The organism is Mesobaculum littorinae, from assembly GCF_004011175.1.
Taxonomy (GTDB): Bacteria; Pseudomonadota; Alphaproteobacteria; order Rhodobacterales; family Rhodobacteraceae; genus Tranquillimonas; species Tranquillimonas littorinae.
Map to the genome: position 1 here is coordinate 868,571 of NZ_RQXX01000002.1, position 21,407 is coordinate 889,977.

The window sequence follows — 21,407 nt, forward strand, 5'->3', positions numbered from 1 at the left end:
TTATTCGGCCGGGACCGGCGTGGGCGCGGTGGAGGGCGCGGGTCCGGGCGCCCCGGCGCCTTCGTCCATCGCCGGACGCAGCCGCCGCAGCCTGAGCGCGTTGCTCAGCACGAAGACCGACGACAGCGCCATCGCGCCGGCGGCCAGCACCGGCGACAGCAGCACCCCCAGCGCGGGGTAGAGCACGCCCGCGGCGACCGGGATCAGCGCGGTGTTGTAGCCGAAGGCCCAGAACAGGTTCTCGCGGATGTTGCGCATCGTCCGGCGCGACACTTCGCAGGCATTCACCACGCCGCGCAGGTCGCCCGACATCAGCACGACGTCGGCCGATTCGATGGCAACGTCGGTGCCGGTGCCGATGGCGATGCCCACATCGGCCTGCGCCAGCGCCGGCGCATCGTTGATCCCGTCGCCGACAAAGGCGATGCGGCCGCCCTGCCGCAGCGCCTCCAGCGCCGCGACCTTGCCGTCGGGCAGGACACCGGCGATGACGTGGTCGATCCCGGTCTCGGCGGCGATGGCCCGGGCGGTCTCGGGCTTGTCGCCGGTGACCATGGCGACCTTCAGGCCCATGCCGTGCAGCGCGGCGATGGCGGCGCGGCTGGCGGGTTTCACAGGGTCGGCCACCGCCAGAAGCGCGACGACCCTGCCGTCGATGGCGGCGTAAAGCGCCGTGCGCCCCTTGCGCGCCAGCTCGGCCTCGGTCGCGGCAAGCGCCGCGGTGTCCACGCCCTCGCGCGTCATCAGCCGGTCGGCGCCCACCAGAACCTCGCGCCCCGCGACGCGGGCACGAACGCCGTAGCCGGTGAGGGACGAGAACGCCGCGACCTCGTGCGCGGGCACCCCTTCGCGCCGGGCGGCGCGCAGGATGGCTCCGGCCACGGGGTGTTCCGACCGCCCCTCGACCGCCGCGACCAGCGCCAGCACCTCGGCGCGGTCGACGCCCGGGGCGGGGACGAGGTCGGTCAGCTCGGGCCGGCCTTCGGTCAGGGTGCCGGTCTTGTCCAGCGCCACGACCGACACGTCTGAGAGCGCCTGCAGCGCGTCGCCCTTGCGGAACAGCACCCCCATCTCGGCCGCGCGGCCGGTCCCCACCATGATCGAGGTCGGCGTGGCCAGCCCCATCGCGCAGGGGCAGGCGATGATCAGGACCGACACCCCCGCGACCAGCGCATGGCCCAGCACCGGCGCCGGCCCGAAGACCAGCCAGGCCAGCGTGGTGAGCGCGGCCAGCCCCAGCACCACGGGGACGAACCACAGCGTGATGCGGTTGACGAGCCCTTGGATCGGCAGCTTGGCGCCCTGCGCCTCTTCGACCATGCGGATGATCTGCGACAGCGTGGTGTCGGCACCGACGCGGGTGGCGCGGAACCGGAACCCGCCGGCGCCGTTCACCGTGCCGCCGGTCACCGGGTCTCCGGCCGCCTTGGCGACCGGAACGGGCTCGCCCGTCAGCATGCTTTCATCCACGTGCGAGGTACCGTCGATCACCGCGCCGTCGACCGCGATGCGTTCGCCCGGACGGACGACCAGCACGTCGCCCGGCACGATGTCCTCGATCGCCAGCTCGACCTGTTCGCCATCGCGTTCGACCCGCGCGGTGCGCGCCTGCAGGCCCACGAGCCGCGCGATCGCGGCGCCGGTGCGGCCCTTGGCGCGGGCCTCCATCCAGCGGCCGACGAGGATCAGCACGACGATCATCGCGGCGGCCTCGTAGTAGACCGCGCGGGTGCCTGCGGGCAGGAGGCCGGGACAGAAGGTCGCCACGACCGAAAACAGCCAGGCCGCCGCGGTGCCGAGCGCCACCAGCGAATTCATGTCGGGCGCCCCGCGCAGCAGCGCCGGCACCCCCTTGGCATAGAACCGCCGCCCCGGGCCGGCCAGCACCGCGGTCGTCAGCACGAATTGCAGCAGCCACGAGGTCTGGTGCCCGATGGTGTCGCCGATCCAGGCGTGGACGGCGGGGATCGCGTGGCCCCCCATTTCGAGCAGGAAGACCGGCAGCGCCAGCGCCGCCGCCACGGCCGTGTCGCGCCGCAGGACGCGCGCCTCGCGGTCCTTGCGCGTGCGCATGTCGTCCGCCGCCGGGGCGTCTGACCCGGCCGCGGCGCCCGGCCCCGTGCCAGCGCCCGCCGCGCCCGCTGCCGATGCGGTCGCCCCGGCGGCCCCGGCGATCCGGGCGATCCGCGCGGGGTAGCCCGCCCGGGTCGCCGTCGCGGCCAGCTCCTGCGGGGTGGTGGCGCCCTCCAGATAGGTGACGCGCGCGGTTTCGGTGGCAAGGTTCACCGCCACGTCGATCACCCCCGGTGCCGCCGCCAGCGCACGGTCGACCCGCCCCACGCAGGAGGCGCAGGACATCGACCCCACGGTCAGCGTGGCGGTCCGGCTGCGCGCGGGATAGCCCGCCTCGCGCAGCGGTCCGGCCAGCCCCGCCGCCGTGGCGGGCGCGTCATAGACGACGGTGGCGGTTTCGGTGGCAAGGTTTACGGCGACGTCTCGCACGCCCTCGACCGCGGTCAGCGCCCGCTCGACACGGCCGGCGCAGCCGCCGCAGGACATGCCCCCGATCGCAAATGTGATCCGCTGTGCCGTATCCATGGCTGCCTCCGACTCTGTCATAGGCCGGATATGGGGCTTCCAGTCACTGGAAGGTCAAGGGCCGTCCCCTCGGATCGTCGCCAGAGCCGGTATAGCGGGGGATCGGGCAGGGCTCCGGCGCTGGGCGGCCCTGGCGTGGCGGGGGCAAGCGTCACAGCCGTGGGGCAGCCCGGGCTCAGTGACGCGCGGGCCCGTCATCGGGGCGACCGCGACCCGGGCGGGCGATGACGAGGCAGAGCAGGGCAGCGGCCCCCGCGGCCCCGGCGTAGAGCAGCGGGAGGGAGAGGGTCCTGCCCGCCTCGGGCGGCTGCAGTATCCATGTCGACAGAAAGGTCCCTGCCATCGACACCCCGGCGGCCGCGGCACCGCGTAGCCAGCGGGGCGTGGGGCGGTAGGCAAGGATCGCGACCGCGAGGCCGCTCAGCAGCATCGGCACGAAGGCTACGCGATATCCCAGGGCGATGGCGATGGCGAAGGTCAGGGCGGTGTCGGATGCGTCGCGCGGCAGCGGGATGGTGGCGACGACCAGCAGGAGCGCCCCCAGCGGCGGCCCGAGCAGGGCGAAGACGGCGATGGTCCGGCCCGCCCGACCCGAGCTTCGCGCCGCCAACGTCACGACCGGGTTCGCCGCTTAACCACGATCCGGAACACGATGCCGCAGACCAACGTCATGATGCAGGCGGTTGCGTAGCCCGAAATGATGCCGTTCGCGACCCCGGCGTACCCGCATGTGCCCTCGAAGCTGCCGCCGTGGCCGGCGCATCCGCCGCCCGCCCGCCACCAGAGCCCGCCGATCACCGTCGCGCCCACCCACGCCCAGAAGGCCATGAGGACAATCTGCACGAGGATGGCCCACCAGAACATCCGCCGCGGCAGACCCTGGAGCGGGCCGATCAGGACCGCCAGCGGCAAGATCTGAATTGCGAGCTGAATGAGAAGCCAGATCATGCCGCCATCCTAGGGGGGTCGACGACGGATGGCCAATGTGGGGCGCGGGTGCCAGCCTTCGGCGGCGCAGGGCCTCAAGGGGGCCCCTTGGCAGCGGCAGGGCGGGGTCTGCCCCGGGCTTTCGTCACGGGGGGCTGACCTGACGGCGCGGCTCTGCCGTCCCGGTCGCGCGAGGCCGGGCCCCGGGCGCCGTCGCGAGATGCGCCGGGGGTGGCCCGGGCGAGGCGGGTAAGGGCTGGACGGGCAAGGGCGAGACGGCTCGGGAACTAGTGCGCGTGGGGGCGGCCGTCCCAGGTCAGGAACGCGCCCGAGGTCTCGGGGCTCAGCGCGTCGAAGCGGGCGGCCAGACCCTCGGCCGATTCGCTGGCCGAGATCGCGGCCCCGGCGCCGCCCATGTCGGTGCGCACCCAGCCCGGATGATAGATGCCCACCGCGATCCCGTCGCCCTCCAGCGCCACGGCAAGGTTGCGCCCGAGGTTCAGAAGCGCGGCCTTGGTCGCCCGGTAGATCAGGGCGTTGCCACCGGGGGCCGCATCGCTGGCCATCTGGCTGGAAATCAGCGCAATCCGCCCCTTGCCCGCCCGCAGCTGCGGCAACAGCGCCTGCACGGTCAGGAAGGCGCCGGTGACGTTCACCTGGAACTCCTCGGCCCAGAGCGGGGCGGGGTAGCCCCCGGCGACGGTGTCGTGCCGGTCGGCAAACATGCCGGCATTGCAGACCAGAAGGTCGATAGGGTCGGCCCCGAGCCTTTCGGCCAGCGCAGCCGGCGCGGCGGGGTCGGTCAGGTCGAGCGGCAGGAGGACAGGCGCCACGGGTTCGGGAGAAGCGTCCTGCGCCGTGCCATCCTGCGCGGGGCCATCCTGCGCGGGGCCATCCTGCGCGGGGCCATCCTGCGCGGGGCCATCCTGCGCGGGGCCATCCTGCGCGGGGCTGCCCGGTAAGACGCCCTCAGGGCTGCCGCGGCGCGAGGTTCCGGTGACGCGCGCGCCGCGGGCGCGGTAGAGGTCGGCCAGCGCGCGGCCGACGCCACGGCTGGCGCCCGTGATCACGACATGGGTCATGCGGGTCTCCGTTTAATGAGAGGGCTCAGTTGGTCTTGCGCTTGGGCAAAAAGGGCAGGGGCGCGACGGGGATGCCGTCCTCGATCAGGGCGCGCGCCTCGTCGGTGCGGGCCTCGCCGTAGATCGGGCGCTCGGGCTTGCTGCCGTCGTGCATCGCGCGGGCCTCGGCGGCGAAGTCGCGGCCGACATAGTCCGAGCTGGCCTCGACCTTGCGGCGCAGCTCTTCCAGCGCGGCCTCGACCTGCGACGAGGGGCGCGACAGCATCGCGCGGCTGTCGGAACCGGCGGCCGTTCCCCGGCCGCCCGCCGGGTGGCCGGCTGCCCCTCCGCCGGGCCCGGCAGGGCCGGTGGCGTCCGCCGGGACCTGGCGCGCCGCCGCCTTGCGCGAGGTCGTGACCCGCGGCGCCATCAGCGTCTTCTCGATATCGCGGGATCCGCAGGCCGGGCATTGCACGTGATGCGCCGCGACCAGACGATCGAAGGCGTCAGCCGACTGGAACCAGCTTTCGAAACGGTGATCCTCCGCACAGCGGAGGGCATAGCGGATCATTGAGCGACCTCGGAAACCAACCAGCAGCATCCCCTTCGGGGGCCTGTAACAGATAACCTTTTTTCCTTTCGCTTCAATCCCGTCATTGCCTGCCTCCGGCGGCATACACGGGCGCTGTAAGGTCGCGGCCGGGCCGGGCCTTTCGGCCCAATGGCGCGGCCGCGGTGGGGATCAGGCGTTTCCGGCGCCGTCGCCGCGGGGTGGCACGAAATCCCGCAGGATCTCGCGCAGGCCGGGCTCCTCCACGGCGGCTGCGGCGTCGGACAGGTCGAACCAGCGCCGCTCACGCGTGGCGGCTTCGGGAAACTCGGCCTTCAGCCGTTCGACCCGCAGCGCGAAGAGATCGACGCGGAACCGGCGCGCCCCGCGCACGGGCGAGTGCTTGATGTAGCTGTAGTGCCCCACCGGGTCGGGCCGGGCGCGGCCGATCACGCCGGCCTCTTCCCAGGCTTCCTGCCGGGCGGCGTCGTGCGGGGCGCGGCCCGACATCGGCCAGCCCTTGGGCGGGGTCCAGCGACCGGTGCGGCGGGTGGTGACCAGCAGCACCTGCACCCGTCCCTTGCGCCGGCGCCAACACAGCGCGCCGTATTGCTGCGGCTCCGGGCCGACGGGGGCGGGCCGGCGCGGCAGGCGGCTGAGAAAACGGCTGAGGCTCATCGAGGCGCGATATCCGGGCGGGGGCGGCGTCGGGTCCGACTATTGGTTGATTCCCGCGGTCGCACAACGCCTCTTGGCGGTGGTGCCGGGGCTGACCGGTCGGGGGCGACGACTTGGGGACGGGCTGGCCGGGCACTGCCCCTGGTTCAAAGCCTGCGCGCAATTCCGCAGGTGATCGTGCACGGTTTTCCGGCGGTGCGTGCAAGGCGGGCCGTGCCACGGCGCCGCCTGTCCGGTGCGCCCTTTCCCCGGGCAGCGTAGCCCGGATGGGGCCTGCCCGGGGCATGCCCCGGGCGCGGAGGGGGCGCCGGGCCCGCGCGCTGTTGCCCGGCCCGCTTCGGTGACGCCCGATGGTGGCGCCGCTGCCCTCGGTAACGGCTACCGGGCATGGTGCCCAGAGCGCGCGGGAGACATTAGGGCGACCGCGCCCCTCACCGCGCGACCCTCCGCGCCCGGGCCGCGCGGCCGCACCCCCCGCCCACGGCTTGCCGAGGCGGGGGGCGCGGCCGATATCCTGTGCATGACCAGCCCGCAGCCCCCCGTTCCGGCCCGTGCCCCGGCCACCGCCCGTGCCCCGGCCACCGCCCCGAACAGTGCCGCGCCCCGCTATATCGGATCTGAGATCTATCGCGGGTCGTCCTACGGCGCGTGGCACCCGCTGCGCATCCCCCGCGTGTCGACGGTGACGGACCTGATCCGCGCGCTGGGATGGCTGGGCCCGGGGCAGTTCGTGTCGAGCCCCCGGGCCAAGCCCGCGGCGCTGCGTGCGTGGCACGATCCCGACTATCTGGACGCCCTGCAGCGGGCCGAGACCGCGGGGCAGGTCAGCGATGTCATCCGCGTCCGCCACGGGCTGGGGACGGGGTCGAACCCGGTCTACCCCGAGATGTTCCGCCGCCCCGCGACCGCCGCCGGAGGTTCGATCCTCGCCGGGCAACTGCTGCGGCACGGCGGCGCGATCCACTCGCCCGGTGGCGGCACCCATCACGGCATGCCCGACCGGGCCAACGGGTTCTGCTATCTCAACGACCCGGTTCTGGCGATCCTGTCGCTGCGGGCGGCCGGGGTCGGGCGGATCGCCTATGTCGATATCGACGCGCATCATCCCGACGGGGTGGAGCACGCCTTTGCCGACGATATCTCGGTCCTGATGATCTCGGTGCATGAAGAGGATCGCTGGCCGCGCACGGGCGCGCTGGACCACGCGGGCGCGGGGCAGGTCTTCAACCTGCCGGTGCCGCGCGGGTTCAACGACACCGAGATGGCCCATGTCCGCGACCGGCTGATCCTGCCGCGCGTCGCCGCGTTCCGCCCCGACGCGGTGGTGCTGCAATGCGGCGCCGACGCGGTGGCCGAGGACCCGCTGTCGCGGCTGGCCCTGTCCAACAACGCGCATTTCCAGATCGTGGCCGCGCTGCGCCCCCTCAGCCCCCGGTTTCTGGTGCTGGGCGGCGGCGGCTACAACCCGTGGACGGTGGGGCGGCTCTGGGCCGGGGTCTGGGGTGTTCTGAACGGCCACGCGCTGCCCGGCTTGCTGCCACCCGCCGCGCAGGCGATCCTGCGCGGGATCCGGTGGGAACGGGGCGGCGGCGCCTCTGCGCACCGCCTGCCGCCCGCGCAGCTTTTCACCACCCTGCGCGACGCGCCCCGGCCGGGCGAGCTGCGCGCGGCGGTCCGCGACCGGCTCGCCCGGCTGGAGTCCCGATGATCCGCACCTTCGCCGCCCTCGACCTGCCCGCCGCCACAAGGGACAGGCTTCGGATGCTGGGCGAGATGCTGCCGCTGAAACGCCGCGTGCCGCCCGAGAACCTGCACCTGACGCTGGTGTTTCTGGGCGAGCTCGACGACCCCACGCTCGAGTCCGCGCATGACGGCTTCGATGCCCTGCGCCATCCGGCCTTCGACCTGCGGATCGAGGGGCTGGGCCTTTTCGGCGGTGACCGGCCGCGCGCAGTCTATGCCGGGGTGGCGCCCTCGGAGGCGCTGATGCGCCTGCAGGCCGGCGTCGCCCGGGCGGCGCGCACGGCGGGGGTCGCGCTGGCCACGCGCCGCTTCGTGCCGCATGTGACGCTGGCCCGGTGGCAGCCCCGCGGCCCCGACCTGGTGCGGCTTGAACACGCGATGGCGCAGATGTCCGGCTTCGCGACCGACCCGGTCGAGGTGACGGAGTTCGTGCTCTACCGCTCGGACCTGGGCGGTGGGCAGGCGCGCTATACCGAGCTTTGCCGCTATCCGCTGGCGTGATCGGCGGGCGACGGCCCGTGCCACTTGGTGCGCGGCCCCTTGCCAGTGCGTCCCGGTGCCTGCCACAGGTCGGTCCTGGGGGCCTGCCGGGCGGCCCTTCCCCGGGGCGCGGCGTTCAGCCGATCCGCGAAGAACGGCACATCCCCTGTTTCGGCGTGGCATCCCGGGCGGCAAAACGCTAATCCTCGCCCCGGACCAGATGAGGCGGCACAATGTTCGAAGGCAAGACCATCCTGATCACCGGCGGCACGGGAAGCTTCGGCCGCATGTATGTCTCGCGCCTCTTGCGCGAGCACAAGCCGGCCAAGGTGATCGTCTACAGCCGCGACGAGCTGAAGCAGTTCGAGATGGCGCAGGTCTACGACGCGCCGCAGATGCGCTATTTCATCGGCGACGTGCGTGACGGGCCGCGGCTGAAACAGGCGATGGACGGGGTCGATTACGTCATCCACGCCGCCGCGCTGAAACAGGTGCCCGCGGCCGAATACAATCCATTCGAGGCGGTGAAGACCAATATCGGCGGCGCGCAGAACGTGATCGAGGCCGCGCTCGACGCCGAGGTCGAGAAGGTGATCGCGCTATCCACGGACAAGGCCGCGAACCCGGTGAACCTTTACGGCGCGACCAAGCTTGCCTCCGACAAGCTGTTCGTCGCGGCCAACAACATGGTGGGCCGCCGCCGCACGCGCTTTGCCGTGGTGCGCTACGGCAATGTCGTGGGATCGCGCGGGTCGGTGGTGCCGTTCTTCCGCAAGCGGATCGCCGAGGGTGCGACGACCCTGCCGATCACCCACCCGGACATGACGCGCTTCATGATCACGCTTGACGACGGCGTGGCCTTTGTCCTGAAGAACTTCGCGCGGATGCAGGGGGGCGAGATCTTCGTGCCCAAGATCCCCTCGATGAAGATGACCGAGCTGGCCGCCGCGATGGCCCCGGACCTGACGCAGGAGGTCGTGGGCATCCGCCCGGGCGAAAAGCTGCACGAGGTCATGTGCCCCGCCGACGACAGCCACCTGACGCTTGAGTTCGACGACCACTACGTCATCAAGCCGTCGATCCAGTTCGCGTTTTCCGTAGATTTCACCCGCAACGCGCTGGGCGAGACGGGCGCGCCCGTGCCGCAGGGCTTTGCCTATGACAGCGGCACCAACGACCAGTGGCTGACCCACGAGGACTTCCTGAAGATGGCCGAGGCGGCGGGCGCATGATCCCCTATGGCCGGCAGGACATCACCGACGACGATGTCGCCGCGGTCGAGGCGGTCCTGCGCTCGGACTTCCTGACGCAGGGTCCCGCGGTGCCGCGGTTCGAAGCCGCGGTCGCGCGGGCCACGGGGGCGGCGCACGGGGTCGCGGCGAACTCCGCCACCTCGGCGCTGCACATCGCCTGCCTCGCGCTGGGGCTCGGGGCCGGCGACCTGATGTGGACGACGCCGATCACCTTCGTGGCCACCGCCAACGTCGGCGCGCTCTGCGGGGCCGAGGTCGATTTCGTCGACATCGACCCCGAGAGCTTCAACATGGACCCCGCCGCGCTCGAGGCGAAGCTCGATGCCGCCGCCGCCGCCGGACGGCTGCCCAAGCTGGTGATCCCCGTGCACATGTGCGGCCGCTCGGCCGACATGGCGCGGATCGGCGCCGCCTGCCGCCGCCACGGGGTCCGGGTGATCGAGGATGCCTCCCACGCCATCGGCGGCCGCCATGCCGGCGCCCCGGTGGGGGCCGGCGTGTGGTCCGACATCACGGTCTTCAGCTTCCATCCCGTCAAGATCGTCACCACCGCCGAGGGCGGGGTGGCGGTGACGCAGGACGAAGGCCTCGCCGCGGCGATGGAGAGGCTCCGCAGCCACGGCGTCACCCGCGACCCCGCGCTGATGCAAGGCGCCAGCGAGGGCCCCTGGTACTACCAGCAGCTCGAGCTCGGGTTGAACTACCGGATGACCGAGATGCAGGCCGCGCTGGGCCTGTCGCAGATGGAGCGGCTTGGGGCCTATGTGGCCCGCCGCAACGACCTGGCCGACCGCTACGATGCGGCACTGGTGGACCTGCCCGTCGACCTGCCGGGTCGGGGGGGCCAAACGCTCTCGGCCTTCCACCTCTACGTGATCCGCGTTGATCCCACCCGCCGCCGCGCGATATTCGAGGCGTTGCGTGCCGCGGGCATCGGCGTCAACGTCCATTACATTCCCGTCCACCTGCAGCCCTTCTGGCGCGCGCGCGGCTTCGCCCCGGGCGACTTTCCGGTGGCCGAGGCCTACTACGCACGCGCGATCTCGATCCCGCTCTACGCCGGGCTCTCCGAGGCCGACCAGGACCGCGTCGTCGCCGCCATCGCATCTGCGGTGACAGAGGCAGCATGAGCGTCGTCTGCGTGATCCCCGCGCGTGGCGGGTCGAAACGGATCCCGGGAAAGAACATCCGTCCCTTCGCCGGCCGGCCGATGATCGACTGGTCGATCGCCGCGGCGCAAAAGGCGGCGATCTTCGATCGCATCCTCGTCTCGACGGATGATGAGGCCATCGCCGAGACGGCGCGCAGGGCGGGGTCCGAGGTGCCGTTTCTCCGCCCGCCCGAACTGTCGGACGATCACGCCTCGACCCGCGCGGTGATTTCCCACGCGATCGCGCAGCTCGACCCCGCGCCGCGGGCCGTCTGCTGCCTTTACGCCACGGCCCCCTTCGTCCGGCCCGAGGATCTGGTCCTGGGGCTCCGGCGCCTGGACGAGGCGGGCTCCACGGCGGATTTTGTCGTCCCCGTCACCCGCTTTGCGCACCCGATCGAGCGCGCGCTGCGCCGTGATCCCGAGGGCCGGTTGCGGATGGACGATCCCGCCCGCGCGGCGACCCGCAGCCAGGATTTGCCCGAGGCCTTTCACGACGCGGGCCAGTTCTACTGGGGGGCACCGGCTGCATGGACCGGCGACGCCCCGGTCTTCGGCGCTGGCACCATCGCGCTCGAACTTCCGCGCTGGCGGGTCGAGGACATCGATACCGAAGAGGACTGGCAGCGCGCCGAGGCTATGTTCCGCGCCCTGACGCTGGACCCCTGAAACTGGAAAACTGACAGTAGCGTCCTGACGCTCTCTCCCCGACGGTCACGTCCCACCCCCGCCAGCCTAAAGCGGCGGCCCGCTCTGCCCCCGTCTTCCTGTCCTTGATACGCGCGCCCAAGGCGTCGAATGCCGCCGCCCGGCCGCGCCGCCCGAGGCATCCGACCCGCATCCAGCCCGCCCAACCCAGGGACCAAGGGCGGACCCAGCCTTTTCTTCTATTCAAAAATACTCTCGCCGAAGGCGTCGCGCGGGGGCGATCCGCGCAACGCCGGGGCCGTGCACGCCTACTCGGTCAGCTTCTTCGCCAGATCGCTGATCGCCTTGTCTTCCTTGTAGATCTCGGCGAGGATTCCCGCCGCCTCGTCCGGCGCGTGGCGGAAGGCGAGGCGCAGGATATCCATCCAGTTGTGGTTGTTGCGGGTGCGCACCGCCTCGATCTCGTCGATGATGCGGTCGTATTTCGTGGGCTCGGCCATGATGTCAGCTCCTTTGGGCGAGGGTGGGGCGGAGGGTCCGCCAGTCTGGGGCAAGGCAGGCCAGCGCGATCACGTCGTGCCATGCGTCGTCGCGGCGGACGTGCTCGCGGAACAGGCCTTCGCGCGAAAATCCCATGCTTTCGTGCAGCGCGATGACGGGGGTGTTCCACGCGATGACCTGGCAGGCAAGGCGGTGCAGGCCCATCGGCCCGAAGGCCATGTCGAGCGCGCGGAATTCCAGCGCCCGGCCCAGCCCGCGGCCCTGCATGCGTCCGGACAGGTAGAAGGCCCAGTCGGCGCGGTCATGCACGCGGTCGATGCCGGAGAAGATCAGCGCGCCCTGCGCCGCGCCGTCCTCGGTCAGGATCCACACCTCACGCGCGCCCCCGGCGCGGGTGGCGGCGACCCAGGCGCGGTGTTCCTCGGGCGCGATGGCGGTATCGCGGTACATGTTGGCGCGGACCGCGGGTTCGTTGCGGATGTCGAGAAGCTGCATCGCCAGGGCCTCGTCTGCCGCGATGAGCGGCACGAGGGTCAGGGCGGCGGCGCGGGCATCGAGCGTCGGGCGGTCATGGCGGTCTTGCGTCATCGGTCCTCCAGCAGCGGGGCGAGCAGGTCGGCGCTGCGCGCGGCGGCGCCGAGGTGCCGTGCGGCAAACCCCCGCGCCCTTCGGGTCATGTCGTCCAGCGCGGCGGGGTCGTCCAGCAGCGTCTCGATGCGGGCGGCAAGGTCCTCTGCGTCGCGGGCCTGGACCAGCGCGCCTGCGTCGCGGGCCTCTTCCGAGGGAAAGGTGATGCCGTAGATCGAGGGGCCCGTCAGGACCGGGCGGCCCAGTACCAGCGGCTCGACCACCGTGTGCCCGCCATGCGGGACAAGCGTCGCCCCAACGAAGACCATGTCGGACAGCGCATAGTAGAACGTCATCTCGCCCAGGGAATCGCCCAGCAGGATGTCGGCCCCGGGCAGGTCGCCCGAGAGGTCCGGCGCCAGCGTGTCGCTGCGCCGCGCAACCTGCAGGCCGGCGGCAGTCAGCGCTAGGGCCAACCGGTCGAAGCGCTGCGGCGAGCGGGGCGCCCAGACGATGCGGGGCGACCGGGGCCGGGACAGCAGCTGCGCGGCCAGGGCGATGAGCGCGGGCTCTTCGTCGGCGACGGAACTGGCGATCATCAGAACCGGGCGGCCGTCGCGCCAGCCTGCGCGGGCGGCGGCGTCGCGCTGCGCCTGCGGCACCGGCTGGTCGAACTTGAGCTCGCCCGGAAGGGCGATGCGCTCGGGCGCCACCCCGGCGGCGAGGTAACGGTCGCGATAAGCGGGCGACTTGGTCAGGATCGCGCGGAACTGGTGCAGAAGCTTCAGGCGTACGCCCCCGGCACGGCGGGCATCTCGCGCCACGCTGCGCGCGACGAGGTTGCCGTTGACCTGGACCATGGGCACGCCCATCGCGCGCGCAACCAGGATCTGCCCCGGCCAGATCTCGGCCTCGACGATCAGCCCCAGCCGCGGGCGCTGGCGCCGCAGGAACAACGCCACGGCCCAGAAGAGATCGAAGGGCGCGTAGCGGTGGGTCACGGCGGCATCGGGGAACAGCCGGCGCCCCTCGGCAAGCCCCGCGGGAGAGGAATGGCTGAGGCAGACGGCGTGGCCCTGCGACAGGAGACGCGAGACCAGCGGAGCGACGGCGCGGGTTTCGCCCAGCGAGGTGGCGAAGACCCAGATCGCGCCGCGCGGGGCGACGGGGCCGCCGCCGAAACGGTGCGACAGGTGGCGCCGATAGAGCGGCTCGCGCGTGGAGCGGCGCAGGATGAGGGCCAGAACGAGCGGGAGCGCAAGATGAAACGCCGCCTGGAACGCCCAGTGCGCGAGACGAAGCGAGAGAGGCGGTGGGGGCGGGAGGTCGAGGCGTAGCGGCGGCTGGGCCGTGGCGATGTCCGGGCGGGGGGGCGTCATGGCGCGCGGACGCCCGGCGCGACCGGCGCGCCGCGGGGGTTTTCCACCCCCGCACCCCCGGAGAGTATTTCCGAAGAGAAGAAGCAGGGGGCGTGGCGCTGGGGGCCGTGGCCATGCGGTCGGGTGGTGTGGCGGCAGCGCGGGGCAGGACCCGTTGTCCGGGCGCCGGGGCGCCGGCCGGGGCCTTTGGCGACGAGCGGGACGACGGGCCGGACCCGGGCGGTGCGTCGGGCTGTGCCGGCGTGGGCTGCGGGGGGCGGGGTCCGCAGGGACTTTGGCACGGGCCGTCCGACCGCCTTGGCTGCCGTTGCAACGCTCGGCCGGCGAAGGCCTGGGGCGAGGTAGCCCTGCGCGGTATGTCGCGGGGCCGGGTGGGATGGGGGCAGGGGCGGGCGGGCCGGAAGAGAGCTGGCCGGTCGCTTTGGCCGGGTGGTCATTCCGCGAGGTCGGCGTCGGTGATCGGCATGCCGCGCGCGACGGGGGTGGCGAGGCGCGCGCCGTCGAGGCGGGCGCCGTCGGTCGCGGGAATGCCGGCGGCGGGGCGGATGAAGCGATAGTCCCCGGGGCCCACGACGTGGCCTGCGGGCAGGTCGCGCTGCGCCCAGGCGGAGCGTCGGCCCGACGCCTTCGATACCTCCTCGGCCGGGGTCGTGTGCTTGGCCCCGCTGCCGCGCAGGGTGCGGATCTCGTCCACGCCCTCGGCGATCTCGCGCAGGACATCGGGCGTGGCCGAGAAGCGGTGATCGGGGCCGGGGCGGGCGGGATCGTCGGTGAAGTGCTTTTCGACCGCCACCGCGCCCATGGCCGAGGCGGCGAGCGCGGCGCGCGCGCCGATGGTGTGGTCGGAGAAGCCGGTCATACGTCCGAAGCGCGCCCCCATCGCCGCCATCGCATCGAGATTGATCTCGTCCGGGGGCGCTGGGTAGCTGGAGCAGCAATGCAGCAGTATCACCGGGCCCGCACCCGCGCCGTCGAGCACGTCGAGTGCATGGCCGACCTCGGGCAGGCTGGCCATGCCGGTCGACAGGATCACGGGCTTGCCGGTGCCGCCCACGGCGCGCAGCAGGTCGTCGTAGGTCATCTCGAACGACGCGATCTTGTAGAGCGAACAGCCCAGATCCTCGACGAAATCCAGATCGCGGGGGTCGTAGACCGAGGTGAAGGGCAGAAGGCCCCGTTCGCGCGCCCGGTCGAAGAGCGGGCGGTGAAACTCCATCGGCATGCCGGCGGACTGGTAGAGCTCGTAGAGCGTGGACTTGCCCCACTTGGCCTCGACCCGCATCGCGGGGTGGGGGCTGTCCATCGTCAGGCTGTCGGCGTCGTAGGTCTGCAGCTTGAGGCAATCCCACCCCGCCTCGGCCGCGACATCGACCAGCGCAAGCGCCCGGTCGAGGTCGCGGTCGTGGTTGGCCGAAAGCTCGGCGATCAGCAGGGTGCGCTGCGCCGGGCCGATGCGCTTGCCCTCAAGCTCGAGCCGCGGCACGCCGGACGGAGAACGGGGCGCCATCGACGATCAGGCCTCGGCCCGCCAGGCGTCGGCCTCGGCATGCCACTCGCCGGCGTAGGAGACGTCCTGCCAGGCTTCGAACCACGGGCCGCCGCTGGTGTAGTGCACCGCCGCGGGGCGCCCCTGGGCGGGCTTCGCGCTCCAGCCGTCGAGCCAGTTCCAGGTTTCGGGGATCGACCCGATCTCGTCGTCCTTGGCCCATTGCATGCGGTGCAGGTAGGCGCCCGATTCCGTGTTCACCTTTTCGACCGTCAGCTGCCGGGTCGAGGGGTGGGCGCAGTTGAACAGCATGAAGGACGACCAGTTCTTGCGGGGGTAGACGGTCTGCTGCACGCCGTCCATCTTGGTCGTTTCCTTGGGCGTGTAGTCGTGCTGCACGCAGGCCACGGCCTTGTCGGGGTCCATGTACCGGCCCAGATCCGCCACGTCGCCGAAGAACAGGAAATCGCAGTCGACGAAGAGCGCCCAGCCCTCGTACCCGGCGAGGTGCGGGACGAGGAAGCGGGAATAGGTGAACTCGGTCGAGGCAAGCGGATCGATTTCGCGCGTGTAGATCCCGTCCTCGACAAGGGTGTCCAGCTTGATCGGCGTGACCTCGACCGGGACCGAGGCGTGGCGGATCAGCGACCTGCGGGCGACCTGATAGGCGATGTCCTCGCGCGAATCCCAGCCGATGAAGACCCTGAGTTTATCCATGGGGTGCACTCCCTTCGTTTCCGCCTCGTCTTAGGACTCCGCCGGGGCGGGGGCAAGCGGTGGCGCGGTGGCGTCCAGAAGCGGCGAGGTCGCGCCGATCGCGGCATCGAGGGGGGCCTGTGCGGCGGCCAGCGCGGCCCGCGCGGCGGCGGTCTGCGCCGCCCGGGCGCCGGGGCTTTGCGCCGCCACCACGGCGCGGGCGAGCGATTGGGCGTCCGTCACGCTTCCGGCGGCGCCCGCAGCGTCGAGCATGGCGTAGCTTTCCGCGAAATAGCTCGTGTCGGGGCCGTGCAGCACGTAGGTGTCGAGGGCCAGCGCCTCGAACGGGTTCTTGCCGGCCAGCGGCTCGCCCTCGGGCACCGGCAGGGAATGGCCGATGAAGGTGACGGGCGCGAGGCGGAACCACAACCCCATCTCGCCCATCGTGTCGGCAAGGTAGACGTCCGTTGCGGGCGTGATCGGCTCGCCCCGCGACCGGCGGGCCACGGTCAGGCCGTGGGCGTGGTGCGCGGCCTCGGCCGCGTCGGCGGCGGCGGTCTGGCGCGGGGCGTGGATCAGCAGAAGGCCCGGGCAGGCAGGCCGGGCGGCGTCATGCGCCGCGGCGATCAGCGGCTCTTCGCGCCGTTCGGTCGCGGCGGCCAGCCAGACCGGGCGGTCGCCGATCCGGTGGGCCAGCTCGGCGCGCGCCTGCGGCATGTCGCGCAACGGGTCGGCGGCGGATTTCAGCACCCCCATCACCGATACCCGCACCGGATCGGCGCCGAGCGCGGCGAACCGGTCGGCCGAGGTGCCGTCCTGCGCCAGGATACGATCGAAGTGGCGCAGCAGGTGCCCGTAGAGGGCGCGCCGTTTCATCCGCCGCACGAAGCGGCGGTCGGTGATGCGCGAGTTGATCAGCAGCATCGGCAACCCCGCCCGCCGCACCGCCAGCAGCGTCAGCGGCCAGAGGTCGAATTCCGCGACCACCAGCGCCATGGGCCGCCAGTGCGCCAGGAACCGGGTGAGCGGGCCGGGCGCGTCGGCGGGGGCGAACTGGTGGATCGTGCGCGGCGGCAGGCCGACATGATCCAGCGCCTCGGCCGAGCTGCGGGTGGTCGTGGTCAGCAGGAACTGCGCCTGCGGATGTGCAGCGCCCAGCCGCCGGATCAGGGTCAGAAGCGCGAGGCTTTCCCCGACGCTGAGCGCGTGGAACCAAAGAACCGGGCCCTCGGGGCGCGGGGCCATGCCGCGGCCCAGCTTTTCGCGCCAGCGCGTCGCGTCCTCGCGCCCCTGCGCGGCGCGGCGGGACAGAAGCCGCCGCCACAGCGGTTCCGACAGTCGCGCCGCTGCGAGGTAAAGCGACAGGGTGGGCGGTGTTGCAGACATCGAACCTCTGACTGGTGGTCCCGCCGCGGCGGAGGGGGGGACGGCCGGCAAAGGGGCTTTCCCCTTGACCCTATACCGACGGTCGCGAAGAAAGCAAAGCAGGCCGGCCTGCGGTCGTTTCCAGCGGTGGCGGTCGCCCGATGGGCCTGCAAGGTCCGGTAAGGTCCGCCCCGATGCCAAAGGAGCCCTGATGCCGATGACGGATCCCAGAACAGTCCCCGACAGCCCGTCCGAGGCCACGGACCACGCGGCCGCCCCCGGGGCCGGCGATGACGCCGCCACCCTGGCCCGCGGGCGGGAGTACGCCGCCGGCGCGCTTGCGACCGAGGCCGACGCGCTGGCGCAGATGGCGCGCGACCTGCCCGAGGGGTTCGACGCCGCCCTGTCGGCGGTGCTGTCGGCGCAGGGGCGCGTCGTCGTGGGCGGAATGGGCAAGTCGGGCCATATCGCGCGCAAGATGGCGGCGACCTTCGCCTCGACCGGGACGCCCGCGCATTTCGTCCACCCGGCCGAGGCCAGCCACGGCGATCTGGGCATGATCGGCGAGGCCGACATCGTGATGCTGCTGTCGAACTCGGGCGACACGCGTGAACTGGGCGACATCATCTCCTACACCCGGCGGTTCTCGATCCCGCTGATCGCGGTGACCAAGAGGCGCGACAGCACGCTGGCACGGGCCGCCGACATCGCGGTGATCCTGCCCGACGCGCCCGAGGCCTGCGGCATCGGCATGGTGCCCACGACCTCGACCACCATGGCGCTGGCCTTGGGCGACGCGCTTGCGGTGGCGGTGATGCGCCTGCGCGGCTACGGGCGCGAGGTGTTCCACACCTATCACCCGGGCGGCAAGATCGGGGCACAGTTCCTGCAGGTGCGCGCGATCATGCACCAGGGCGCCGCGCTGCCCGAGGTGCGCGCCGACCAGGAAATGAGCGAGGTGCTGCTGGAGATGACGGGCAAGGGCTTCGGCATCGCGGCGGTGACCGAGGCGGGGCAGCTTGTCGGGGTCATCACCGACGGCGACCTGAGGCGGCACCTGACCGGGCTGATGGACAGCACGGCGCGGCAGGTCGCGACGCCGGACCCGCGGACGATCGGCCCGGAGGCGCTGATCTCGGAGGCGGTGCTCGAGATGAACCGCGCCAAGGTCAACGCGCTCTGCGTGGTCGAACCCGGAGGGCGGCTGGTTGGACTGGTGCGCCTGCACGACTGCCTGAAGACCGGGGTGGTCTGAGGGCGGGACCGCGTTGCCCCGGGGTTCCGCGCCGTCTTAGGGTCCCGGGACGGGCGCGCGGGGCGCCCGCGATGACCCCGGCCACGACGACCCCGCCCGGGCCAGCCCAAGCCGACGGTATCCGACGGGATCCGATGGGGGGCGGTCGCGCCCCATTCTCCATCGCCCCAAGGCGCCTTCTAGGCCCGTTTCGGATCGTCTCGGCCCGGTGCTGGCGATCGTGGATGGCGGGGATCGGGTGTCGCGTCCGGGGAGCGTGCGGCTAGGTGCGGCGGGCGGGGCTTCGCGGGCAAGGGGCTGGGGTCAGATCGGGTCAGGGAACCAGGAGGTGTCCATGTTGTCGAAGCGGTTGACGTGACCGCACATCTCGGCCAGCGCGGGCTGGTTCAGAAGCCGGATATAGGGGCGCTGCCGGTCGATCAGGCCCTCGGCCTCGAACTCCTTCAGCAGCCTGTTGACGTAGACCGTCGTCAGCCCCACCGCGTTGCCGATGTCGGACTGGCGCATCGGCAGGCGATAGCGCCGCCCCATGTCGGGATTGGCGCGCAGAAGCCGGGCATGCAGGTCCACGAGGAAGAAGGCCAGCCGCGCCCGGGCCGACCCCAGCGTCTGCACCGCCAGCCGGTCGCGCAGCGCCGTCTGGTCCAGACTGATGATCGCCTGGAACAGGGCGCCCAGCCGCGGCAGGTCCGTCAGGATGTCGGTGATCCGCCGGTGCGGGAACCGACACAGGTGGCCTTCGGTCAGCATCGTGATGTCGTGCGGATCGACCTTGGCCCCGATCTCGGCCAGGCCGATGATCTCGCCCGGCAGGTAGATCCGCACGAGGCAGACCTCGGAGGTGCCGGCCGTCCGCGCGCTGAGCGCCGCCCAGCCGGACTTGAGCAGAAGGATGTCGCCGGTCGGCTGCCCGGCAGACACGATGCGCTGCTGCGCCGCGACCGCGACTTCGGACTTCTCCATCTCGGCGATCAGCGCGCGCTCTCGATCGGTGAGATCCAGGTAACGGCTGAGTCGGCGGACAAGGCAGCTTGGCTCGGGTGTCGTCATTCGGGCATCGTCATTCGGGTGCAGTCATTCGGTGGGCCTTCGGTTGGGGGCCGGGTGCGCTGCCGCGGCAGCGCGGGCGGCACGCCCGGTCCGGTACGACCGACGCACCCGGCGAGAGTAGCACGAAAAATCTCAACCGGGCGAGGAAACGGCAAGCCGAAGCCGTCAGACCGGGATTATACAAGTTTAATGCACTGCCTTATTTTCAGATGCTGTCCTGCCACGGGCCCAAGCTGACCCAAGGGCGGTCCGCGGGTTGGATCCGAAGCCAATGAGAGGGGGCATTCGCAGCCGATGCCCCGGCGGTTTTCGGCCATCTTTCGCGAATCGCGAAAGCCGCTTTGCCCAGACTCCCTATTCCCCAACCGTTTTGGCGCGCCTAACCTGCCGATCCGAGAAAGATCGACCAGGGAGGGGACCAGATGTCCGACGAAAAGCCGCAGGTGCGCGGGGTAGAGCAGACAGAGGACCGGTTCCTGTCGTCCGATATCTTCGAACAGGGCAGCCGCGTGTTTCCGCCGCGAAACGGGCAGGGCGTCCACATGGAAGAGGCGCGCGAGATCCCCGTCTACCACAGCTGCGACGTGCTGGTGGTGGGGGGCGGGCCCGCCGGCACGGCGGCGGCGCTGGCCGCGGCACGCACGGGCGCCGACGTGGTGATGCTTGAGCGGTACAATCACCTGGGCGGGCTGTCGACTGGCGGCGTGGTGATCTGGATCGACCGGATGACGGACTGGGAGGGCAATCCCGTCATTCAGGGCTTTGCCCGCGACGTGTTCGAACGTCTGCCCCCCGAAGGCGTGGCGGGCCCACGCAAGGATCTCTGGGGCGTCAAGGACGACGCGCTGGCGAAATACTGGCGGCTGCGCACCTCGGCCTTCCACGGCATCGTCACCTGGGCGCCGACGATCGACCCCGAGCGGCTGAAGCTTCTGAGCCAGGAGATGCTGATTGAGGCCGGCGTGAGGATCGTGTTCCATTCGTGGATGGCGCTGCCGATCCTAGACGGCGACGCCTGCCGCGGCGTGGTCTTCGAAAGCAAGGAGGGCCGGCAGGCGCTGCGTGCGCGCGTCGTGGTCGATTGCACCGGCGACGGCGACGTCTTTGCCCGCGCGGGCGGGAAGTTCGACGAGGATATCGAGGAGGGCGATGTCCACCACTCGATGAACACGGGCTTCATGCTGGGCGGCGTCGACATGGAAACATGGCTCGCCTTCCGCGGCGGGCAGGAGGATGCCTTCAAGGAGTTCACCCAGCTGGGGCGCGAGACGCTGGGGTTCTTCCAGACGCCCTACGTGTCCTGGCGCAACGACACCGCGCTGTTCCTCGGGCCGCGGCAGTCGGGTCTCTCGGCGCTGGACGTGGACGACATTACCGAGGTCGAGATCCGTTCGCACCGCTTCATGGAGGCGCATTGCGCCTTCTTCCGCAAGCACGCGCCGGGGTTCGAAAACGCCTATATGCAGCTTTCGGCGCCGCAGCTGGGCGTGCGCCACACGCGGCGGCTGTCCGGTGTGGGCCGGATCGAGCGTGACCAGTGGGCGCGCGGCGTGCCCTTTGCCGACGAGATCGGCGTCTCGCCCTCGGTGTCGCCGAAATTCCCCGTGATCTCGGTGCCTTACGGGGCGCTTGTGCCGGAGCGGCTGGACGGGCTTCTGGCGGCGGGGCGGCATGTCTCCTGCGATGCCAACAGCCACGGTTTCATGCGCGAAATCCCGCAGTGCTGGCTGACGGGGCAGGCGGCGGGCGCCGCCGCGGGCCTTTCCGCGAAGGCGGGGGTCGAGCCCCGCGCGCTCGACATCAAGGCGCTGCAGGGGGAATTGGTGCGCCAGCGCGTCCACCTGCGCGCCGAGGGGGTCCCCGGCGCCGCCCCCATGCCGGCCGCCGCCCAACCGGCGCAGTAGCGCCGGCGAGGGGGGGGCCGCGCGCGCGGGTCTTGTCGTTAAAGGCGCGTCGACGCTGCACCGGGCGTTGCGTTCGCAAGCCGGGGGCGCCTGCGGAGACTTTTCGCGGGCCAAAG

Annotated in this window: 21 protein-coding genes; 8 read left to right on the plus strand and 13 right to left on the minus strand. The window is 71.8% G+C overall.

The genetic code is table 11. The annotated features are described in order from the left end of the window. From EKE94_RS08780 to EKE94_RS08795, 4 genes are all read right to left on the minus strand, one after another. Complete coding sequence (locus tag EKE94_RS08780) at positions 1-2,598, minus strand: heavy metal translocating P-type ATPase (protein ID WP_127906198.1); 2,598 nt, start codon at positions 2,596-2,598, stop codon at positions 1-3. Positions 2,599-2,773: 175 nt separating this feature from the next. Next, entirely contained in the window at positions 2,774-3,214 is a 441-nt protein-coding gene (locus EKE94_RS08785) for a hypothetical protein (RefSeq protein ID WP_127906199.1), read from the minus strand. Beyond that, a complete protein-coding gene (locus tag EKE94_RS08790) occupies positions 3,211-3,546 on the minus strand; it encodes a hypothetical protein (protein WP_127906200.1) in 336 nt (111 codons plus the stop codon). The genes EKE94_RS08785 and EKE94_RS08790 overlap by 4 nt, the downstream gene beginning before the upstream one ends. Before the next feature lie 266 nt (positions 3,547-3,812). Beyond that, positions 3,813-4,358, minus strand: coding sequence for an SDR family NAD(P)-dependent oxidoreductase (locus EKE94_RS08795; RefSeq protein ID WP_407940882.1), 546 nt, complete (start codon positions 4,356-4,358; stop codon positions 3,813-3,815). 60 nt (positions 4,359-4,418) lie between these two features. Between EKE94_RS08795 and EKE94_RS19215 the strand changes: the two genes are divergently transcribed. Then, complete coding sequence (locus tag EKE94_RS19215; RefSeq protein ID WP_407940888.1) at positions 4,419-4,487, plus strand: pentapeptide repeat-containing protein; 69 nt, start codon at positions 4,419-4,421, stop codon at positions 4,485-4,487. A gap of 145 nt (positions 4,488-4,632) precedes the next feature. On the opposite strand, the gene EKE94_RS08800 is transcribed toward EKE94_RS19215, so the two are convergent. Both EKE94_RS08800 and EKE94_RS08805 read right to left on the minus strand, forming a co-directional pair. Continuing rightward, entirely contained in the window at positions 4,633-5,157 is a 525-nt protein-coding gene (locus EKE94_RS08800; RefSeq protein ID WP_127906202.1) for a DUF1178 family protein, read from the minus strand. Between the two features lie 171 nt (positions 5,158-5,328). After that, complete coding sequence (locus EKE94_RS08805; protein WP_127906203.1) at positions 5,329-5,814, minus strand: NUDIX hydrolase; 486 nt, start codon at positions 5,812-5,814, stop codon at positions 5,329-5,331. Positions 5,815-6,334: 520 nt separating this feature from the next. On the opposite strand from EKE94_RS08805, the gene EKE94_RS08810 reads away from it, so the two are divergent. From EKE94_RS08810 to pseF, 5 genes are all read left to right on the plus strand, one after another. Continuing rightward, a complete protein-coding gene (locus EKE94_RS08810) occupies positions 6,335-7,522 on the plus strand; it encodes an acetoin utilization protein AcuC (RefSeq protein ID WP_127906204.1) in 1,188 nt (395 codons plus the stop codon). Next, a complete protein-coding gene (gene thpR / locus EKE94_RS08815) occupies positions 7,519-8,058 on the plus strand; it encodes an RNA 2',3'-cyclic phosphodiesterase (RefSeq protein WP_127906205.1) in 540 nt (179 codons plus the stop codon). Before EKE94_RS08810 ends, thpR begins: the two co-directional genes overlap by 4 nt. A gap of 212 nt (positions 8,059-8,270) precedes the next feature. Next, positions 8,271-9,269 (plus strand): UDP-N-acetylglucosamine 4,6-dehydratase (inverting), encoded by a 999-nt coding sequence (pseB, locus tag EKE94_RS08820; protein WP_127906206.1) that lies wholly within the window; start codon positions 8,271-8,273, stop codon positions 9,267-9,269. After that, positions 9,266-10,420, plus strand: coding sequence for a UDP-4-amino-4,6-dideoxy-N-acetyl-beta-L-altrosamine transaminase (gene pseC, locus EKE94_RS08825; protein ID WP_127906207.1), 1,155 nt, complete (start codon positions 9,266-9,268; stop codon positions 10,418-10,420). Before pseB ends, pseC begins: the two co-directional genes overlap by 4 nt. Further along, entirely contained in the window at positions 10,417-11,109 is a 693-nt protein-coding gene (gene pseF / locus EKE94_RS08830) for a pseudaminic acid cytidylyltransferase (RefSeq protein WP_127906208.1), read from the plus strand. Before pseC ends, pseF begins: the two co-directional genes overlap by 4 nt. Positions 11,110-11,396: 287 nt before the next feature. On the opposite strand, the gene EKE94_RS08835 is transcribed toward pseF, so the two are convergent. The 6 genes from EKE94_RS08835 to EKE94_RS08860 all read right to left on the minus strand — a co-directional run bounded on the left by EKE94_RS08835 (position 11,397) and on the right by EKE94_RS08860 (position 17,103). Further along, complete coding sequence (locus EKE94_RS08835) at positions 11,397-11,588, minus strand: hypothetical protein (RefSeq protein ID WP_127906209.1); 192 nt, start codon at positions 11,586-11,588, stop codon at positions 11,397-11,399. Positions 11,589-11,592: 4 nt separating this feature from the next. Further along, complete coding sequence (gene pseH / locus EKE94_RS08840) at positions 11,593-12,177, minus strand: UDP-4-amino-4,6-dideoxy-N-acetyl-beta-L-altrosamine N-acetyltransferase (RefSeq protein WP_127906210.1); 585 nt, start codon at positions 12,175-12,177, stop codon at positions 11,593-11,595. Continuing rightward, a complete protein-coding gene (locus tag EKE94_RS08845) occupies positions 12,174-13,535 on the minus strand; it encodes a 3-deoxy-D-manno-octulosonic acid transferase (RefSeq protein WP_127906211.1) in 1,362 nt (453 codons plus the stop codon). Before EKE94_RS08845 ends, pseH begins: the two co-directional genes overlap by 4 nt. Before the next feature lie 433 nt (positions 13,536-13,968). Beyond that, positions 13,969-15,042, minus strand: coding sequence for an N-acetylneuraminate synthase family protein (locus EKE94_RS08850; protein ID WP_127906212.1), 1,074 nt, complete (start codon positions 15,040-15,042; stop codon positions 13,969-13,971). Positions 15,043-15,048: 6 nt separating this feature from the next. Continuing rightward, positions 15,049-15,738 carry a glycosyltransferase gene (locus tag EKE94_RS08855; protein WP_127906213.1) on the minus strand — a complete coding sequence of 230 codons (690 nt, stop codon included), beginning with the start codon at positions 15,736-15,738 and terminating at the stop codon, positions 15,049-15,051. Positions 15,739-15,768: 30 nt separating this feature from the next. Beyond that, positions 15,769-17,103 (minus strand): 3-deoxy-D-manno-octulosonic acid transferase, encoded by a 1,335-nt coding sequence (locus tag EKE94_RS08860; RefSeq protein ID WP_127906214.1) that lies wholly within the window; start codon positions 17,101-17,103, stop codon positions 15,769-15,771. A gap of 190 nt (positions 17,104-17,293) precedes the next feature. Between EKE94_RS08860 and EKE94_RS08865 the strand changes: the two genes are divergently transcribed. Beyond that, the gene (locus tag EKE94_RS08865; RefSeq protein WP_407940884.1) at positions 17,294-18,337 is read left to right on the plus strand and encodes a KpsF/GutQ family sugar-phosphate isomerase; all 1,044 of its coding nucleotides are present in this window, start codon (positions 17,294-17,296) and stop codon (positions 18,335-18,337) included. Between the two features lie 303 nt (positions 18,338-18,640). On the opposite strand, the gene EKE94_RS08870 is transcribed toward EKE94_RS08865, so the two are convergent. After that, positions 18,641-19,387: a Crp/Fnr family transcriptional regulator gene (locus tag EKE94_RS08870; protein ID WP_127906215.1), complete on the minus strand. Its 747-nt coding sequence runs from the start codon at positions 19,385-19,387 to the stop codon at positions 18,641-18,643. Positions 19,388-19,809: 422 nt separating this feature from the next. Between EKE94_RS08870 and EKE94_RS08875 the strand changes: the two genes are divergently transcribed. After that, a complete protein-coding gene (locus EKE94_RS08875; RefSeq protein ID WP_206615036.1) occupies positions 19,810-21,291 on the plus strand; it encodes an FAD-dependent oxidoreductase in 1,482 nt (493 codons plus the stop codon). Positions 21,292-21,407: the final 116 nt, after the last annotated feature.

Excerpts from the sequence above, each read along its gene's own strand:
- EKE94_RS08780 (WP_127906198.1), bottom strand. The coding sequence starts at position 2,598 with ATGGATACGGCACAGCGGATCACATTTGCGATCGGGGGCATGTCCTGC.
- EKE94_RS08790 (WP_127906200.1), bottom strand. The coding sequence starts at position 3,546 with ATGATCTGGCTTCTCATTCAGCTCGCAATTCAGATCTTGCCGCTGGCG.
- EKE94_RS08800 (WP_127906202.1), bottom strand. The coding sequence starts at position 5,157 with ATGATCCGCTATGCCCTCCGCTGTGCGGAGGATCACCGTTTCGAAAGC.
- EKE94_RS08805 (WP_127906203.1), bottom strand. The coding sequence starts at position 5,814 with ATGAGCCTCAGCCGTTTTCTCAGCCGCCTGCCGCGCCGGCCCGCCCCC.
- EKE94_RS08810 (WP_127906204.1), top strand. The coding sequence starts at position 6,335 with ATGACCAGCCCGCAGCCCCCCGTTCCGGCCCGTGCCCCGGCCACCGCC.
- thpR (WP_127906205.1), top strand. The coding sequence starts at position 7,519 with ATGATCCGCACCTTCGCCGCCCTCGACCTGCCCGCCGCCACAAGGGAC.
- pseB (WP_127906206.1), top strand. The coding sequence starts at position 8,271 with ATGTTCGAAGGCAAGACCATCCTGATCACCGGCGGCACGGGAAGCTTC.
- pseC (WP_127906207.1), top strand. The coding sequence starts at position 9,266 with ATGATCCCCTATGGCCGGCAGGACATCACCGACGACGATGTCGCCGCG.
- pseF (WP_127906208.1), top strand. The coding sequence starts at position 10,417 with ATGAGCGTCGTCTGCGTGATCCCCGCGCGTGGCGGGTCGAAACGGATC.
- EKE94_RS08835 (WP_127906209.1), bottom strand. The coding sequence starts at position 11,588 with ATGGCCGAGCCCACGAAATACGACCGCATCATCGACGAGATCGAGGCG.
- pseH (WP_127906210.1), bottom strand. The coding sequence starts at position 12,177 with ATGACGCAAGACCGCCATGACCGCCCGACGCTCGATGCCCGCGCCGCC.
- EKE94_RS08845 (WP_127906211.1), bottom strand. The coding sequence starts at position 13,535 with ATGACGCCCCCCCGCCCGGACATCGCCACGGCCCAGCCGCCGCTACGC.
- EKE94_RS08850 (WP_127906212.1), bottom strand. The coding sequence starts at position 15,042 with ATGGCGCCCCGTTCTCCGTCCGGCGTGCCGCGGCTCGAGCTTGAGGGC.
- EKE94_RS08855 (WP_127906213.1), bottom strand. The coding sequence starts at position 15,738 with ATGGATAAACTCAGGGTCTTCATCGGCTGGGATTCGCGCGAGGACATC.
- EKE94_RS08860 (WP_127906214.1), bottom strand. The coding sequence starts at position 17,103 with ATGTCTGCAACACCGCCCACCCTGTCGCTTTACCTCGCAGCGGCGCGA.
- EKE94_RS08865 (WP_407940884.1), top strand. The coding sequence starts at position 17,294 with ATGCCGATGACGGATCCCAGAACAGTCCCCGACAGCCCGTCCGAGGCC.
- EKE94_RS08870 (WP_127906215.1), bottom strand. The coding sequence starts at position 19,387 with ATGACGACACCCGAGCCAAGCTGCCTTGTCCGCCGACTCAGCCGTTAC.
- EKE94_RS08875 (WP_206615036.1), top strand. The coding sequence starts at position 19,810 with ATGTCCGACGAAAAGCCGCAGGTGCGCGGGGTAGAGCAGACAGAGGAC.